The organism is Chamaesiphon minutus PCC 6605, assembly GCF_000317145.1.
In the GTDB taxonomy this organism is placed as follows: domain Bacteria; phylum Cyanobacteriota; class Cyanobacteriia; order Cyanobacteriales; family Chamaesiphonaceae; genus Chamaesiphon; species Chamaesiphon minutus.
This window is the reverse complement of sequence record NC_019697.1, coordinates 1,534,866-1,552,303: the sequence shown is the minus strand read 5'-3', so window position 1 is coordinate 1,552,303 and position 17,438 is coordinate 1,534,866. Positions and strand designations below refer to the sequence as shown.

At 47.8% G+C, this 17,438-nt stretch carries 13 protein-coding genes and 1 pseudogene; 6 read left to right on the top strand and 8 right to left on the bottom strand.

From position 1 onward, the window contains the following. Positions 1-11 precede the first annotated feature (11 nt). The 5 genes from CHA6605_RS07145 to CHA6605_RS07125 all read left to right on the top strand — a co-directional run bounded on the left by CHA6605_RS07145 (position 12) and on the right by CHA6605_RS07125 (position 7,656). The gene (locus CHA6605_RS07145; RefSeq protein ID WP_015158821.1) at positions 12-1,259 is read left to right on the top strand and encodes an MFS transporter; all 1,248 of its coding nucleotides are present in this window, start codon (positions 12-14) and stop codon (positions 1,257-1,259) included. Between the two features lie 166 nt (positions 1,260-1,425). Further along, a complete protein-coding gene (locus tag CHA6605_RS07140) occupies positions 1,426-2,991 on the top strand; it encodes an FAD-dependent monooxygenase (RefSeq protein ID WP_015158820.1) in 1,566 nt (521 codons plus the stop codon). A gap of 278 nt (positions 2,992-3,269) precedes the next feature. Then, a complete protein-coding gene (locus tag CHA6605_RS07135; protein ID WP_015158819.1) occupies positions 3,270-4,835 on the top strand; it encodes an FAD-dependent monooxygenase in 1,566 nt (521 codons plus the stop codon). 183 nt (positions 4,836-5,018) lie between these two features. Then, positions 5,019-6,059, top strand: coding sequence for an anthranilate phosphoribosyltransferase (trpD, locus tag CHA6605_RS07130; protein ID WP_015158818.1), 1,041 nt, complete (start codon positions 5,019-5,021; stop codon positions 6,057-6,059). Positions 6,060-6,198: 139 nt separating this feature from the next. Then, positions 6,199-7,656, top strand: a complete 1,458-nt coding sequence (locus tag CHA6605_RS07125; protein ID WP_015158817.1) for a sugar transferase — start codon at positions 6,199-6,201, stop codon at positions 7,654-7,656. Between the two features lie 139 nt (positions 7,657-7,795). Here the strand turns inward: CHA6605_RS07125 and CHA6605_RS37150 are convergent. From CHA6605_RS37150 to devC, 4 genes and pseudogenes are all read right to left on the bottom strand, one after another. After that, positions 7,796-8,026, bottom strand: a pseudogene (locus CHA6605_RS37150) (manganese catalase family protein); the annotation flags it as partial. Positions 8,027-8,143: 117 nt separating this feature from the next. Beyond that, positions 8,144-9,571 carry an HlyD family efflux transporter periplasmic adaptor subunit gene (locus CHA6605_RS07120; protein ID WP_015158816.1) on the bottom strand — a complete coding sequence of 476 codons (1,428 nt, stop codon included), beginning with the start codon at positions 9,569-9,571 and terminating at the stop codon, positions 8,144-8,146. A 461-nt stretch (positions 9,572-10,032) separates the two neighbouring features. Then, a complete protein-coding gene (locus tag CHA6605_RS07115) occupies positions 10,033-10,776 on the bottom strand; it encodes a DevA family ABC transporter ATP-binding protein (protein ID WP_015158815.1) in 744 nt (247 codons plus the stop codon). 8 nt (positions 10,777-10,784) lie between these two features. Next, a complete protein-coding gene (devC, locus tag CHA6605_RS07110) occupies positions 10,785-12,014 on the bottom strand; it encodes an ABC transporter permease DevC (protein WP_015158814.1) in 1,230 nt (409 codons plus the stop codon). 330 nt (positions 12,015-12,344) lie between these two features. On the opposite strand from devC, the gene CHA6605_RS07105 reads away from it, so the two are divergent. Then, positions 12,345-12,977, top strand: a complete 633-nt coding sequence (locus CHA6605_RS07105) for a TetR/AcrR family transcriptional regulator (protein WP_015158813.1) — start codon at positions 12,345-12,347, stop codon at positions 12,975-12,977. A gap of 681 nt (positions 12,978-13,658) precedes the next feature. On the opposite strand, the gene CHA6605_RS07100 is transcribed toward CHA6605_RS07105, so the two are convergent. From CHA6605_RS07100 to CHA6605_RS07085, 4 genes are all read right to left on the bottom strand, one after another. Further along, the gene (locus CHA6605_RS07100; RefSeq protein WP_015158812.1) at positions 13,659-14,168 is read right to left on the bottom strand and encodes a GNAT family N-acetyltransferase; all 510 of its coding nucleotides are present in this window, start codon (positions 14,166-14,168) and stop codon (positions 13,659-13,661) included. Next, entirely contained in the window at positions 14,158-14,442 is a 285-nt protein-coding gene (locus CHA6605_RS07095; RefSeq protein ID WP_015158811.1) for a type II toxin-antitoxin system TacA family antitoxin, read from the bottom strand. The genes CHA6605_RS07100 and CHA6605_RS07095 overlap by 11 nt, the downstream gene beginning before the upstream one ends. A 169-nt stretch (positions 14,443-14,611) precedes the next feature. Further along, positions 14,612-15,901: a mechanosensitive ion channel family protein gene (locus CHA6605_RS07090; protein WP_015158810.1), complete on the bottom strand. Its 1,290-nt coding sequence runs from the start codon at positions 15,899-15,901 to the stop codon at positions 14,612-14,614. Between the two features lie 188 nt (positions 15,902-16,089). Further along, complete coding sequence (locus tag CHA6605_RS07085) at positions 16,090-17,424, bottom strand: DUF2254 domain-containing protein (protein WP_015158809.1); 1,335 nt, start codon at positions 17,422-17,424, stop codon at positions 16,090-16,092. Positions 17,425-17,438 lie beyond the last annotated feature (14 nt).

Below are 17,438 nucleotides of genomic sequence, written 5' to 3'. Positions count from 1 at the left end.
TAAATAAACCAATGAAAGATCCGCTAATTTTAGATTTAGAGAGTCAAAGTGATGAATTATCTCAATTTATCAGCACCAAAAATCCGCTGCACGATCGAAACTTTTATATCATCATCAGCCTCACCCTCATCGAGATTATGGGTGGACCAACAATTGGCCCGCTCCTCCCAGAATTATCGAAAATTTTTGATGTTTCACCTAGTGAAATTCAACTAGTAATGGCTGCTTATTTTCTACCCATCGGCATTGCTACACCCATTTTAGGCATCGTAGCCGATCGAATTGGGATGAAAAAAGTGTTAGTTCCGTCGTTGTTACTGTTTGCGATCGCGGGAAGTAGCTGTGCCTTCGCTAGCGATTTTCAAACTTTAATTGGGTGGCGATTTCTCCAAGGTTTAGGCTCTGCTAGCTTAAATTTACTTGCCCTAACGCTGATTAGTGCGCTCTATCGCGGCAAAGCCTTAGTGTTGGCAATGTCGATTAACGTGAGTGCGATCGGTGCCAGTACGGCGATTTATCCGATCCTCGGTGGGGTGCTAGCGGGTTTTAGTTGGCGATATCCCTTTTTGCTAGCGACGATCGCCTTTCCCATGCTGCTGCTGGTGTTGATGGTGCTCAAGCTGCCCCGACAACCCAGCGGTAGCCAAAAGATCGATCTCAAGATTTATCTGCAAAAGGTCTGGCAGAGTATTAGCAATTCTACAGTACTGGGATTGCTGTTAGTAATCGGCGTGATGTTTCTGATTCAATCGGGGCCGTTTATCACTTACATCCCGATTCTGGCAGGATTTAATTTTGGGGCTTCGGGATTGTTCATTGGTTTGGTTTTAGCCAGCATGTCTGTCTCGTTAGGATTGGTTGCTTCGCAATTGCCAAGGTTAGCGCGACACGCATCCGAAATAACTCTAATTAAACTAGCTTTTGCGATCGCCGCGATTTCACTATCGATTATTCCGCTAATCGATCGGGCATGGCTGTTGTTCGTTCCGAGTATTTTATTCGGCGTGGCACTCGCTCTAGCAATACCTGCTAGCCACACACTCTTAGCAAAATTAACGATCGACGATACGCGAGCTGGATTTATGGCAGTCAACGCGAGCGTGCAATCGTTCGGTTTCGGATTGGGACCACTCATCGCAGGGATCTTTGCTGGCTTATGGGGTATGCACGGTGTCTTTTGGGCAACTGCTGGTCTAGCTGTGGCTACATTTGCTTTGTTTCATTTTCTCCTCAGTCAGGGAATAGGGGATAGGGGATAGGGGATAGGGGCGTTTTAGACAAAACAATACTAAAAAAGATTTTATTTTTACTTTTGCAGGAAGTCTATTTTCCATACTATTTTCTTTCATCTAAAACTCCCCCTAACCCCCAACCCCCAACCCCTATTCCCTATTCCCTATTCCCTATCCCCTATCCCCTAATTCCATGTCTAATTCATCTCAACATCAAGTATTAATTGTCGGTGCTGGCCCTACTGGTTTGATGCTGGCGATCGAATTAACATTACTTTCACTTTCGGTTCGGATTATCGATCGAGCCGCTGAAACCAAACGCCAAGTTAGAGCCTGCGTGATCTGGTCGCGTGCCCAAGAAGCTCTGGCAGAGCTAGGAGTAATCGACAAGTTCTTGGCTCGATCGCATAAAATGCACAACTTTGATGTCTATGCAAAGGGTAAGCAATTAAGCGGGTTCGAGTTCGGTCATATCAAGAGTGACTACCCTTTCCCGATGACGATCGAACAACACGATACCGAACGCTTCTTAGCTGAATCATTATCCGATCTAGGAGTTGAGGTTGAATGGGAAACTGAAGCAATCGGGGTTCGCACCCATGACGATGGAGCGGAAGTCACTGTGCGGGCTGCCAATGGCACGGAGGAAACGATCGAGACTCACTGGCTAGTAGGCTGCGAAGGCAGTCGGAGTCCGATCCGTGAAGCAGCGCAGATTCCGTTTGAAGGAGAGCCTGCGCTGAACCTACAAGCAGTTCAGGTCAATGCCAAACCAACTTGGCGGTTTCCCAAATCCACTTCTCAAGGCTATTTCTTTCTGGGCGAGCAAGTCTCAATCATGAGTATTCCCGTGCCCGGTGACACTTACCGTTTCTTTACCTTTACTACCGACCCCAGTCCAGAGCGCAAAACGCCGCCCAGCTTGGCAGAAATGCGCGACTTGACGGCAGCAGTTAGTTACATGCCGGAATTACAGCTAGAGCTATCCGAACCCGTTTGGCTCAGTCGCGCCCGATTTCAGAATCGGATTGCTGCTACTCTCAACAAAGGTCGCGTGCTGCTAGTCGGGGATGCGGCTCATTCTTGGGCACCGATCGGCGGACATGGGATGAATACCGGACTCCGAGGTGCTTACAACCTCGGCTGGAAATTAGCCGCAGTCGAGTGTGGTGAAGCCAAATCCTGTCTGTTGGATACTTATACGATCGAACAACGTGCCAACGCCCAAACAATCGTCGATGCCAACCGGATGAACATCGTCGAGCAGCCGCCATCAGCTACTAAGCTCCGGCTGATGCAAACGTTCATGCCGTTCGGATTATCGCTCCAGCCAGTGAAACGCCTGATGGAGTTCACACTCAGCGACCTGGGCATGGAGTACCGCAATAGCCCGTTATCACAGCAGCAAAAGGGCAGTGGGTCACTACATGCAGGCGATCGCCTCCCCAATGTCCCGGTAGTATCGGGCGATGGACAATGGGCAAATCTGCATCGCTCGATCTCGATTCACCACTGGACGCTGCTACTGCGGACTAAAGACAGTCAGGTCATCGAACGAGCCTATCAGATAGTAGGTCAATACCGCTCGACCATCAAGGTGACGACAATTCAACCAATGGATCGCGATAGCGATCGGCAACTGGGGCGCGATGGACAGATGCTCCTCGTTCGTCCAGATGCTCATGTCGGATTTATTGGCGCAGTTAACGATTACAACTCTCTAGTTAAGTATTTAGACACTTTTTTGGTCAGATTGTAATCTCGATCGATCTCGAACAGGTATTGGTGGGGGAGGGCGGGTTCGCTTGGAAGATGATTGTTTTAAGCAAGAATTTTTAGCATAAACCCGCCCCTACAGATCCGGATACGAACGTTCTTTACACCAACCGTAGGGGCGGGTTTATGCCAGCTAATATCGATTTTTTCACTTCGATGTCGAACGAACCCGCCCTCCCCACCAAAAGATCTCAAACAGTCAACCCCAAATTTTTACAACCATAAATAATCATTCTAATTTTGAATCGAGAGTAAATTATCATGCCTAATTCATCTCAACCTCAAGTATTAATCGTTGGTGCTGGCCCCACGGGTCTCATGCTAGCGATCGAATTAACGTTACTGTCCCTGTCCGTGCGGATTATCGATCGAGCCACCGCTACAAAACGACAAGCACGAGCTGGCGTGCTCTGGGCGCGCTCCCAAGAAGCACTCGCAGAACTAGGCGTAATCGACAAATTTTTGGACTTTGCACATCGACTACAGAGCACTCATATTTATATCAACGGTCGGAAGATCGGCGGTCTTGAATATGGTTCCACCAAGACGGACTACCCAAATCCCCTCTGTATCGAACAGCATGATACCGAGCGGCTCTTAGCCGAGTCACTGGCTAATTTAGGAGTTGAAGTCGAGTGGGAAAAAGAGGCAATTGGACTTCACGCACATGACGATGGAGCTGAAATTACGCTCCGCAATGCCCAGGGAGAGGAGGAAACCATCGCGACCCAATGGGTAGTAGCCTGCGAAGGAACTCGGAGCGCGATCCGTGAAGCCGCACAAATTCCGTTTGAAGGCGAGCGCGTGACGAACCTACAAACACTTCAAGTCAATGCCAAACCAACCTGGCGGTTTCCCAAATCCACTTCTCACGGCTACTTCTTTTTGAAAGAGAACGTTTCAATGTTAGGGTTTTCGATGCCAGGTGATAGTTACCGTTTCTGTGCGTTTGCTAGCGATCCCACTCCCGATGTCAAAACACCGCCCAGCTTGGCAGAAATGCGCGACTTAGTGGCAGCGGTTACTTACATGCCAGAATTGCAGCTAGAGCTAACCGCACCCATTTGGCTCAGTCGCGCCCGATTTCAGAATCGGATTGCTGCGACCTTCAACAAAGGTCGCGTGCTGCTAGTCGGGGATACAGCTCACGCTTGGGCACCGATCGGCGGACATGGGATGAATACCGGACTCCGAGGTGCTTATAACCTCGGCTGGAAATTAGCCGCAGTCGAGCGCGGTGAAGCCAAATCCTGTCTGTTGGATACTTATACGATCGAACAACGCGCCAACGCCCAAACTATCATCGAGGCCAACAACTCGAACGTGATGGAGCAGCCGCAACCATATCATAAGCTCCGGCTGATGGAAACGTTCATGCCGATCGGATTGTCGCTCCAGCCAGTGAGACGCAAGATTGAATTCATGCTCAGCGACTTGGGCATGGAGTACCGCAATAGCCCGTTAGCTTGGCAACAGAATGCTAGTGGGTCGCTACATGCAGGCGATCGCATCCCTAATGTCCCGGTGGTATCTGGCAATGGGCAATGGGAAAATCTACATCGCTTGACTTCAATTCATCACTGGACGCTGCTACTGCGGACGAAGGACAGTGAGATAGTCGAACGAGCTTATGAGAGCGCAGGCCGATTCCGCTCGAAAATCAAGGTGGCGACAATTCAACCAATGGATCGCGATAGCGATCGTCAACTGGGGCGCGATGGACAGATGTTCCTGGTTCGTCCAGATGGTCATGTCGGATTTATTGGCTCAGTTAACGATTACAGCCCTCTAGTTAAATATTTAGACACTTTCCTGGTCAGATTGTAATCTCGATCGGCTGGCCTTAATTCGTTCCGCGATCGAACCAAGATTAGTTTAACTAATTAGTGCTTAGTGTAGACCCAGGGTACCCCTACACAATTAACCTGTAGGGGTGCCCCTTGTGGGTACCCTCAGCTCTACTGGTACTAGTCTTCATGTGCTGTTATTTATTTAAGATCTCAAATCCTCATGCTCACCTTAACTGAATCCGCAACTTGGTCGCAGCTACTCCAGCAATTACTAGAAAAACAATCGCTCAGTCAAGCACAATCCAAAATCCTGATGCAGGGATGGCTCGATGGTGAGATCCCACCCGGATTATCTGGAGCCATTTTAGCCGCACTCGAAGCCAAGCAAATTACCGCGCCAGAACTTGCTGGCATGGCTCAGGCATTACAAGCTCCAGCGATCGCACCTTTCACACCCGCGATCGATACCTGCGGCACTGGTGGCGATGGTGCATCGACCTTCAATATCTCCACCGCAGTGGCATTTGTAGCCGCCGCAGCAGGCGCAAAAGTTGCCAAACATGGAAATCGATCGGCATCCAGTCGGGTCGGTTCTGCCGATGTCCTAGAAGCCCTCGGTGTCAAATTAACAGCTCCCGCTGAGCGGGTAGCTGCCGCTTTAGATGCAGTCGGCATTACCTTTTTATTTGCCCCTGGTTGGCATCCAGCCATGAAAGCAGTGGCTTCGCTCCGCCAAGAATTGAAGATTCGGACGGTATTTAATCTGCTCGGACCGCTTGTCAATCCCCTGCGCCCGACAGGACAAATTATCGGCGTATTTACACCCCATCTGCTCGAAATTATTGCCGAAGCAGCAGGTATCCTCGGTACTCACCAAGCGATCGTCTTGCATGGTCGCGAAGGTTTGGATGAGGCTGGTCTAGGCGATGCAACAGATCTGGCCATCTTAACAAATGGTGAGGTCAAACTCACCAGTATCGATCCGGTAGAGCTAGGCATTATTCCCGCACCAATTACGGCTCTAGCAGGTGGCGATGTGGCGGAAAATGCGGCGATCCTCACCGCCGTGCTGCAAGGTAAAGGCACTCCCGCTCAACGAGATGTGGTGGCTGTTAATGCTGGATTAGCACTCCAAGTGGCTAATCTCGTACCTATGGGCGCACATCAGCAAGGGATCGAACTGGCAACAGCAGTATTAAATAGTGGTGTGGCTTGGGATAAGTTGACAGAATTAGTAGATTTTTTAGGCGCAGTAGATTAATAGCGCGTGAATCTTATTTTTTGACTTAGATCTGCGCCGTACATTTAGGCAATTTTCTATAGCAATTCTATTTGAGTTTTTAGACTTATATAGCGATCGCTGCAAATTTTTAATTCACTTTATTTAACATAACTATCGCATGACTGATGTCAACAAAACCGATTTTACAGACAATCTGTGGCAGATCGAAGATATCAGAGCAACTAATGTAGCTATTCAGTGGCGAACGCCGCTGGTAATGTTAAGGCCGATAATTCTACTGTTGCTCGATGCGGCGATGTTATTTATTTCTTGGCAGATTGCCGATCTCCTCGGTACGTCAGGCTCGATCCATATCTCAGAATCGATTTGGCCGATTATCGTCATCAGCATTGGGACTCTTACCGCTTCGGGATTCTATGGCACTGACGATCGACTACACAGATTTGCCAAGTTGTTTAAATCTCTGACACTGGCGCATTTAACGATCGTAGTTGGTGCTTTTTTATATCAACCAGGATTCTGGTGGGTGACCAGATCGGTATTCGCGATTGCGTGGATGTTGAATTTTATCTTAATTGGCTTGGCAAGATTCTTATTAGATCTCCTAATTATCCAGATTCGCAGTCGTTACCCGATTTTTCAGAACTCAGTTGCGTTGTTAGGCGAAAGAAATGATATCGAAAAAGTTCAAAAATTAGTCAACCGCTCTAAGCAATTTAGAGTAGAGCGCAAACTCGATTTGGCCGATTGGAATCTCCAAAGTCAATTAGATGGGATGTTTGCGCTGATTCGAGCCAGTAAAGTCAGCGAGGTATTTATCTGCTCGCAGCAGCCGCTCGACAATCAAATTATCTTGTTTTGGAAATTAAAATCAGTCGGCATTCATCTGAGAATGGTTCCCACCCAATTGCAACTATCGCAACGAGCCGCTGAAACCAAGACCATCGGCGAAATTACTACCAGCCGTTTTAAATCTATCTCGATTTTAGAAACTAGTTTTCGGTTGAAGCAAATATTCGATCGAGTCGCTGCATCGATCGGATTAATTATCCTATCACCAGTATTCCTAGCAATCGCGATGGCGATCCGCAAAAATTCTCCTGGGCCAATTTTTTACAAACAGAAACGCATCGGTTTAAAAGGACGACCTTTTAAAGTTTGGAAATTTAGGACGATGGTAGTCAATGCCAGCGAACTCCAAGCAGAACTCGAAGCTCAAAACGAAGTTAAAGGTGGAGTCTTATTTAAAATGAAAGCAGATCCCCGGATTACTAAAGTTGGTAAGTTTTTAAGAAAGTATAGCTTAGATGAGTTACCTCAATTAATCAACGTTCTCCAAGGTGAAATGAGCTTAGTAGGGCCGCGTCCACTCGCAGTTAGAGACTATGAATTATCGCTGCAAGATATCGAACAATCCTCTTCCGATAAATTGTTGAGATATGAAGTTTTGCCAGGAATTACCGGACTCTGGCAAGTCAAGGGACGTACTAGCAGTGATTCTAATGAGATCTTTTATTGGGATATGGTTTATATATTACAATGGTCTTTAGCTCTCGATTTAAAAATATTGCTCGAAACAATTAAGGTTGTTTTGTGTAAGGAAGGTTCTTATTAATAAGAGGATCGCCGAACGGTGAAGCCGCATGTATTGTCAGTAAGATTAATGTGGTAATTAGAAGGGGCACGCCGAGCGTCATGACGCTCGGCGTGCCCCTTCTAGATCGATGCTACCCTTACCGTTTACTGGCTACAAATTAACTGCCAGGAACAATAATCTGCTCGATCGTTTCAGTCACGCGATCGATAAGATTGGGTTGTTCGGTGGCACTGCCCGGAGTTGCCAAGTTTTGAGCTTGAGGGGTTTTGAGCGTACCATGCAAGCGGGGATCGGGTTGAGGCGGCGGTTCTGGCCCTAGAGGTTGAGGATTGGCTATATACTCAAACTCTCCTTTACCATCGGGTGCAGTGCCCTTAGCCCAGCGACCCTATGCGCTTTCTTCTCCTTACTGGTAGCTAAAAACTTGTGACTCTTCCTTTCTAACACTCTGAAATTGAGGGTTAATCTGTCATTGGGAATACGCCAATTCTCTTCTGTTAGTAATTTATTTGAGATCGATCGTTGCTTGAATTTGTAAGTTGGTAAACTTAGCCGCCAGTTGACTGGACTTTGAATCTAAAATTGCATGAACTTCTACAACTCGATCGTCGATATTACTACTAGGATCGGCATTAATCGTATTTTGACGTTTGACTTGAACGCCAACTCGCTCGATCGTCCCTTGCAATTTACTAGGTAGAGAATTACTGGTGATGTTTACTTTCTGCCCAATGCGAACTTTATTAATATCATTTTGGTATACTTCCACCACGCCATACATTTGACTAGTTTTACCAAGATCGGCAATCCCATTAGTACCAACTACTTCTCCCGGACGTGCAAAAATTTCTAAGATTTGACCATCTTGAGGTGACTTAATATAAGCTTGAGCGAGATTTGCTTCGGCACGTTTGAGAGAGGCGATCGCACTGTCGATCTCTGTTTCGGCAGACAGGACATCTACCGGACGTATTTCCGCGATTTTAGCAAGGGTAAATTGACTTTCTTTGACCTGTTGTTGCGTTGATGTTTCGAGCTTTCGCAAATTAGCTCGCGCTTCATCGATCTGGTGTTGTCCCGATGTTTCAATCCGGCGTAAATTGGCTTGGGCTTCGGCTAGTTGTTGCTTACCAGAAGATTCAATGCGTTTTAAATTTGCTAGAGCCTGATTGACTTTTTGCTGTGCGGTTAATAAAGTTAACCGCTTACTATCGCCGTTAGAAGCAGAAACCGCACCCTGTTGATAGAGGGTGGCATAACGTTTATCCTCAGATCGAGCGTTAGCAAGTCCGGCTTGGGCTTCGGCAATGGCTCCTGTTTGGGCTTCAATTTGAGTTGCTGTTTCGGCTACAATTTTGGCGATTGTGGCTTTGTAAGCTTCGGATTGAGTTGCTGTTTCGGCCACTACTCTAGCAAGTGTCGCTTTCTGAGCTTCTATTCCCGTCCCTTGCTCGGCTTGCAATTTAGCGATCGTGGCTTTTTGAGCATTAATTTCGCCCTGCTTAGCTCCAGCTTTGACTTTTTCCAGATTCGCTCGGGCAACGTTGACTGTTGCTTTAGCTTCATCTACTGCTGCTTGTAAGCGTCGTTGACTATCCAAAATTGCGACTAACTGTCCCGATTTAACTGTCGTTCCTTCTTCTACTAACAACTTATCAATTTTGACACCTTCGTTTGATGTGGGTGCAGACAGCTTGATAACTTCCCCTTTAGGTGCCAGTTTCCCCAAAGCTGTGACGGTTATTGGTACCGCTTTAGTTGCGACGACGATCGATTGCGCTTTCGATTCCGCTGCTTGCTGTGCTGCTTGCTGTTGCCGTAGATGAATCCCGCCGCCACTGATGGCAATCAGGGCAATAGTTCCCCACCACATTAATGGTGTTTGTTTGCCGCTAACATTCAGTTTGGTCTGTCTTTCTAATTTGTCGAACATAATAGGGGATAGGGGATAGGGGATAGGGGATAGGGGATAGTTGATAGTTGATAGTGGATAGTGGGTAGGGGATAGGGGATAGTGGATAGTGAATAGATAACAGACATTACAGAGCTGGATTGTCTATTTCTGGAGTTGGAAGGGAGTAGCTGCGGGAGTGGATAATTGGCACCGACTCAATTTAGTTGCTTAACGAACCGCAGGAGTTTAACGCCCCATCCTAAGAGGATGTCTGAAAAGTCTAATTGCTTCGTTTACGCTGGGTAAATCCCCCTGTCTTGTCGTTTTTTTATTCGGGGGTTCCCCCCGAATAAAAACGCCGCTAAATCCCCCTTAAAAAGGGGGACTTCAAAATCCGTTTCCCCCCTTTTTAAGGGGGGCTAGGGGGGATTCTCTATGGTTTGAGCTTAACAAAATTGAGTTTTCAGACATCCTCTAACTACCCAATTCTCAATTCTCAATTAATTTAAATGCCCATCCTCCATGTGGATAATGCGATCGGCAACATCTAAAATGCGGTTATCGTGTGTCACCATCAAGATGGTGCAGCCCTGTTGCTTTGCTAGTTTTTGCATCAGTTCTACCACGTCACGCCCCGATTGTTTGTCTAGTGCGGCGGTGGGTTCATCGGCTAACACGATTTGAGGACGGCTGACTAAGGCACGGGCGATCGCCACGCGCTGTTTTTGTCCGCCAGAAAGAGCTTCTGCATAATATTGAGTCCGTTTTCCTAAACCCACCACTTCTAGCATGTGCAGGGCTAAATCGCGCCGCTCCGATCGCGAATAAGTGCCGTGGACTTCTAGCCCCATCATCACGTTCTCCATAGCGGTCAAACTGGTATGGAGATTGTGTGCCTGAAAGATATAACCACAGGAGCGACGTGCTTCTACTGCCACCGCTTTTGGCGCACCAACCAGTTCGGTGTTCAGTATCCGCAAACTGCCGGATTGAGGCGATCGCAAGCCACCCATCAGCGATAATAACGTCGTTTTCCCCGAACCAGAGGGGCCAGTCAAGATAACGATCTCGCCAGCATTAATGGCAAGATTGATGTTAAAGAGCACCTGTTTTTTCAGTTCGTCTTCGCCAAAAAAGTGGTCTAAGTGCTCCACTTTAATTACTGGAGATAGCCTGACTGGAGATGGTCTGACGGGAGACCGAACAAATATACGATCCCAGGTGAGTATTGAAGCTGGATTCATGTTGGCTCCTAAAAATTATCGGCTGGATCGGCAGATTGCAGCCTGCGAGTTGCCACCGCTCCTGAGACTACACACATCGCCACCGTGAGTGAAAAGACCAGAATTAGCCGTTCCACGGTCATGGCAATTGGCAAAGCACCGAGGTTCTGAATGAGTGTGTATTGCCCTAATGCGAGTGCTAAACCAGGGACAAATCCCAGCGATGCCAGAATCAGCGATTGTTCCAGCACGATCGCCAGCAGATAGCGATCGCGATATCCCATCGCCTTAAACGTGGCATATTCGCTCATGTGCTCATTCACGTCAGTCGAAAGAATCTGAAAAACGATTACCATCCCCACGACAAATGACATGACTGTGCCAAAGGTGAACACGATGCCAATTGGGGTAGTTTGCTGCCAGTAGGCTTGTTCGTTGTCTACATATTGCTGTTTTGTAGAGGCGATCGTATCGGGCGGTAAGATGGCCGCGATCTGGGCGAGGACTCGATCGGGATCGACTCCGGGTTGAACTTTAATTAATCCCAAGGTGATTTGTCCCGAACTGCGATCGGGAAAAAAGCGCAGAAAAGTTTCTGGACTAGTTATGAGCGTTCCGTCTGTCGCAAATGAAGCACCGAGTGAAAACAGTCCGGTGACTTCGATCGTGCGACGTTGAACTTCCGTTTTCACAGATTGTCCGGCGGCAACTTTGGCAACGACATCTGCGTATGTGCCTCGGCTCAAGCGATCGAACAAAAAGGTATCGGGCTGCTTGAGCTTATCCAGATTCCGATTGACTTCTTCAAGGGCGAACGCAGGTCGATCGAGACTTTGCCCCACCAGTGTGAGTTGAGTTTTGCGCCGAGTCTGCGGATTTTTCCACACGATCGTCGATATATACAGCGGTTCGGCAGATTGGACGCCAGGGATATCTTTAATTTGATAGAGACGACGGCGGGGTAGAGTATTGGCCAGATTTAAGTCTCGATATTGAGCACTACTGATGATGATATCTGCATCCATAGCGCGATTGAGCATGGTATTGCTATCAAATAATGCTGCTTGAATGCCGAGTTGCGCAAACATCAACAAATCGGCAAAGCCAATGCCTGCTATTGCGACTAGCAGCCGCGATTTACTTTTCTTGAGTTGCAGCCAGCCTAACGGAGTTCGATCGACAATTCCCTGCCAAATACTCTGCTGCGAAGGGCGAACAGTGGGCACATCTGGTGGCAATTTACGTAATGTCAATGTCATAGATCCCTCCTGTAACCTGTAAATTTGTCAGTCCAGCAAGCTTTCGATCGAAACCAGTCACAATTAAACGAATGTTTTAATATCAGGACAAATCGATAGACGGTCAAACGGCTTCTTAAAACCACAAAACCCCTGTCCAATCAAGTATTTTGCCAATTAAGTTAAGCTTTAGTCGAATGACCTTAATTCAAACGTTCGTTTGATATAATTAAAACAGATATTTTAGTAAATTGCAACGTGCGAATCTGAAATCGCCCTCAACGTTAGTCCGAGATCGGGATTACCTGGGGACGGACAAGTTCTCAATTACAATTGATATAACTCGAACCAATGCAGGAAATTGTGAGTACGACAACAACCGATACCAAAGAACAAATCATTAGTGTTGCAGAACGACTCTTTGCCGAGCGAGGCTTTGCTGGCACTACATTAAGAACGGTGATTGGGGAGGCAGATGTCAACTTGGCGGCGGTTCACTATCACTTCGGGTCAAAGGAAGAGCTGTTTCGAGCAGCGGTTAAGCGGTTTGCTCGTCCGATCGTCGAGCAAGAATTGGCACTGCTCGCACAACTTCAGGAGGGGGGTCGAGTGCCGACGGTAGAAGCGATCTTGACCGCACTACTCACACCATCTCTAGAGTTTTTGGCTCAAGACAAAGAGTTATTACTCGTCCACACTCAATTTATGGGGCGTTGTTGGGCCGAACCCGAACCGCTCAAGAGTATTGTGAGGGATGAATTTGCGGCATCGATGGAGGCATTTTTGGATGTGTTACAACGGGCACTTCCCGATCGCTCGCGCTCGCAGCTCGCCTGGAAGTTCAATCTGGTAATTGCCGCATTAATTCGAGTCCAATCTGAAGCTGGGCAACCTTTGGCACTGATCCAATGTACAGAGCCTGAAGCGATTCGATCGGCGATCGAGCAACTAGTGAAGTTTCTCAGTCCGGGGATGCGATCGTGAATGAATCCGATCTCAATTCAACAGTGCGATAGGTGTTGGACTACAAACATTATACTCCAGAACTAAATCCAATTGAGCGGTTGTTGCCGCGAGCGGCAAAAGCCAGAGTATGGCAGCATCTAAAAAGAGGATTGAGATGGAAACTGCCACGTAATTTGGAGGAATTGCGGGAGATCGTGAAAAATCGGTGAGAAGAAATGACAGTAGAAGTGATTGCCTCTATTGTGGGATGGGATTATATATTAGATGCTTTATCTGTAGCCGGAATTTAGAGAATTGATATAAGAGGATGTCTGAAAAGTCTAATTGCTTCGTTTACGCTGGGCAAATCCCCCTAAATCCCCCTTAAAAAGGCTACCGTGTATACACAAGTCTGATTGACTTCGTTTCTAGATCTAAATCCCCCAAACCCCCTTAAAAAGGGGGCTAAGATCCGGTCAAAGTCCCCCTTGAAAAGGGGGATTTAGGGGGATTTCTAGGGTTTTCGCTTCCCTCCAGACTTGTGTATACACGGTAGCTTAAAAAGGAGGACTTTAAAATCCGTTTCCCCCCTTTTTAAGGGGGGCTAGGGGGGATTCTCTAGGGTTTGAGCTTAACAAAATTGAGTTTTCAGACATCCTCTAAAGTCCCTTTCTCGCTTGCCGATCGATGCCATGCGAATTCCTGTATCCAAACCTATTTCTATATAAGTCCCAATTCGGCGATCGACTCCATCGAGATATATAGCTTCATTGGCATTCTAGGGAACGCTTTAAAACCATACTTTAAATAAAATTTGGTGGCATTACTATCGATCTCATCAACCACAATCGCGACTGATGCTACTGTTCGGGTTGCCTCTAATGTTCTCTTCATCGCATCCAATAGCAAGTAACCGCCGTATCCTTTCCCCTGACAACTAACATCGACAGCCAATCTACCGAGTAATGTCGAGGGTAGCAATGGATACCGTGGTAAACCTTTGGCTATTGGCTCGTCCAAGTCGGATACATCGATCGAGTATGAAGACAAACAGTAGTAGCCTAGTACCGTCTTCTCTGGTGGTTCGAGCAGTACGAATGGGGTAGATACAGTCTTCTTCAACTCTTGGGACGCTCTGAGCTTGATGTATTCATCTAGACTCTGTTCTCCGCAGGTAAATAAGCTGCGATCGTGTTTCTTGCTTGTCAATAGTTCGATACTAAGAGGCACTACCAAATTCCTGTTTGTATCTCTTAGCCGCCGCCTTGAGTGCTTCATTTGGTTCTGCGGGGTTCACAATAGCTTCAGCGAATGCCCTGCTATCCTCAGCACTGAGTTTCAGGACATTGTGGTTAGCGATGATACTCTGCGCGGCTTCTCTCGCGCTCTTGCACAAGAATTCAGATAGCGTGATGTTCTCGATGTCCGCTGCTGTCTGAAACATTGCCTTTAGCTCTGGTGCTATTCGAGCCTCGATTCTGGCGATTGGTTCGGTTGTTGCCATAATTTAAGTTTGGTAGGTTTACTACCTTAGTATATTCGGGTATTTGCCGAAATGTCTATCGAGCAAGACCAACCATGTTCGCCCACAGAATCTGTACTAGCAAAATTGGCAGGGTGGTACCAGCAGTGAAATAGGGGAAGGGAAAGGGAACCCAATCGCCATCAGCCCTTTACCCCTCTCCCTTTACCCCAACATCACTTAGTCGCTCTGACGGAGCATCGCAGCTCCTTGGCAGATCTTTAAATTGGACGGTGTAAACTTCGTTAGGCAAAGCGATCCCAGCCGCTTGCATTGCTTCTTTAATAGATTGCGCGACTTGAGAAGTTGATTCTAGAAAAGATAACCGCCGCGAATTTACCCAAAACCGAACTTCGATTTTGACACCACTTACTGCAAGTTCTCTCACGAGGATGTCCAGTGGTGGATCGGCGACAACACTTTCGACTGTCACTGCTGCTTGATGGATAACCTCTTTTACCCGCGCAATATCTGTGTCGTAGTCAATCTCGATTGTCAACGAACTGCGCCGCAACTCTGATGCCGTATTGTTGATAATCGTGGCGGTAAACACCTGGAGATTGGGAATCGAAATCGTACGTCCATCGTAAGTAATTAGTGTAGTTGCACGGAGTTGAATGTAAGTTACAGTGCCCTCAAAGTCTTGAATGATAATCTGGTCGCCAACCCGAAATGGTCGCGACACCAGTAAAATAATGCCAGAGAAGTAATTGCTCAGAATATCTCGCAAGCTAAAGCCAATTGCCACACTTGTCAGTCCTAGCGTGCCAACCAGCGTGGCAAAGTTCAATCCCAACACGCCGAGCGCGACGAGCGTGCCGAATACCCAAATACTGCTGTAGACTATGCGACTTACTAACGTTTTGGAGTTGTAATCGATTTCCCACCGCTCGGAAGCTGCTAATGTAATTTGTTTGATACTGCCAGCCAAAAACATCGTCACCAACACAGTCAGCATTGCGCCCAAAATGCTTGGTAATCGATCGATGCTATCTCTCTGAAACTGGCGGATCGTACTGTAAAGCCTCTGTCCGACATCGATCGCTAGCGGTGGTTCGTCAAAGGCTCGATTGAGTGCCGTTGCCCACTGCTGCGCCAATGCCTCGACACCCACCCCAAAATCCTGGGCATCCTGTTGGGTGACAGTCATCAGAATCCGATTATTCCGTTGGAGGGTGGCAACCCCTCGCTGTAGGTCAGTTTGGACGGTAATCGCTCCATTTGATTGGGATTGAGCCAGAAAACTCGCAATCCGACGATTGATGATCCTAGCGCGATCGCTCGCACTGAGATTATCAAGACTGCCAATTTGTAAAATCACCTGTCCCCTCACCATAATATCTGCAAAAAATACGCCATCCGTCGGCGTAGATATCTGCGGCGAGGGTGATGGTACCGCGACTGGCGGGGTGTCTTGTGCCACACTGACGCTCGGTATCATCCATAATCCGATACAAATCGTTATTGAGGCGATTCGCCAGGGAAGAGGCTGTGCCAACGAGCGCGATCGATGCTGGCAAAAATCCCAGCTCGAACGACCGTCAACTGGATGATGTGACTGTCGGCTAGCGAAAATTTTGAACTGAAAAATATTGGGCACGAGCATTTGTTGGATTTATCGAGTGGGGTTTAGGGCTGCGCGATCGCCTTGACAGCAATCAGATACCGCTCCTGCACATCTTGGAGATCCAGTTCCTCCTTAATTCCGGCATGGCTGCCACGTTCTACCGCGTCTGCATGACGCTGTAATGCGGTGCGATCTAGTTCCCGATGTGTAAACGGTGCGATTGTGGCCATCGCCTCTAATAACCGCATCGTAACAGCTACACTAGACTGACCGTACTTCCGAATCTGGTTGAAGGCAGCATCGATCGCATCTGCAAAGGCGATTGGTTCAACAATCACCCGCAGTCGATCCCGATCGTCGTAGCGATAAGGAGAGGGAATTTCTTGTTGCACTAAATGACATAGAGCCGCACTTAACTGGTCGATGCAGCGGATCGCCGTAAACGGATCGTTAATTCCTGGCGATAAAGCGCGTGCGGCAATTTCTACCAGTTGGTCGATCGAAAACTCCAGATCTTGCTGCTCGGTGCGCCCGATCCCAAGCACAAACGTATCGGCGATCTTGGCTGCAAGCTGCCGATCGATCTTTTCTTCTGGAAAGACGCGCATCAGTTGACTACCCTTGACTACAAAGCGACCGGGACGTTGCTCCACTCGCAGCAGTAGATTATTTTCGGTCGCAATCTGCATCAGTTGGTTGTCATCGATCGCTTGAATATAGCCGCTTTCTCTGGCTGTGATGGCACGGGAAAGGCGATCGAAGTCAGCAGGAATATCGGCTAGACTCTCCGCTTCTGGCTGCTGTGAGGCACTGCGTCCAATCTGTGTGGGGAAAAGTCGATCGATCGTCTTATCGAGATCGTCACCCACTTTTTTGATGACTCGATCGACCTGAATCGATGCAGCGGAATGATGGATAAAATAAATCAATACGCCAATACTGGCGATCGCCAAACCAATCCCGACAGTTACTGCCAGGTGTGGGACAAACTCATTTTCTTCGACCCCATTAATTGTGCGTAGCACCATCAAACAATACACAAACGTAGCAATGAAGGTGCCCAGGACGACTTGGTTGCCCGTGTCTCGCATGAAGTTCCGTAGCAAGCGCGGGCCAAACTGGGAAGATGCCAACTGAAGTGCGACGATCGTAATCGAAAACGCCGTGGTCGCAACACTCATCATCGAACCTGCGATCGCCGACAGGATCGCCCGCGAACCGCTAGGGCCGAGAGAATAAGCCCAGCCTAGTTTTTCGATGATGTTGGTGTCTGCGCTCTGGTCGATCCCGATGGTAATAAATGATAGCCCGATCGCCAACACCAGCATCAGAGTTGGCACAAACCAGAAGCTAGAATGTAACGAGTCCCACAGTTTGCCTAACTTAGCGGATTTCATCGATCGGTTTGAGT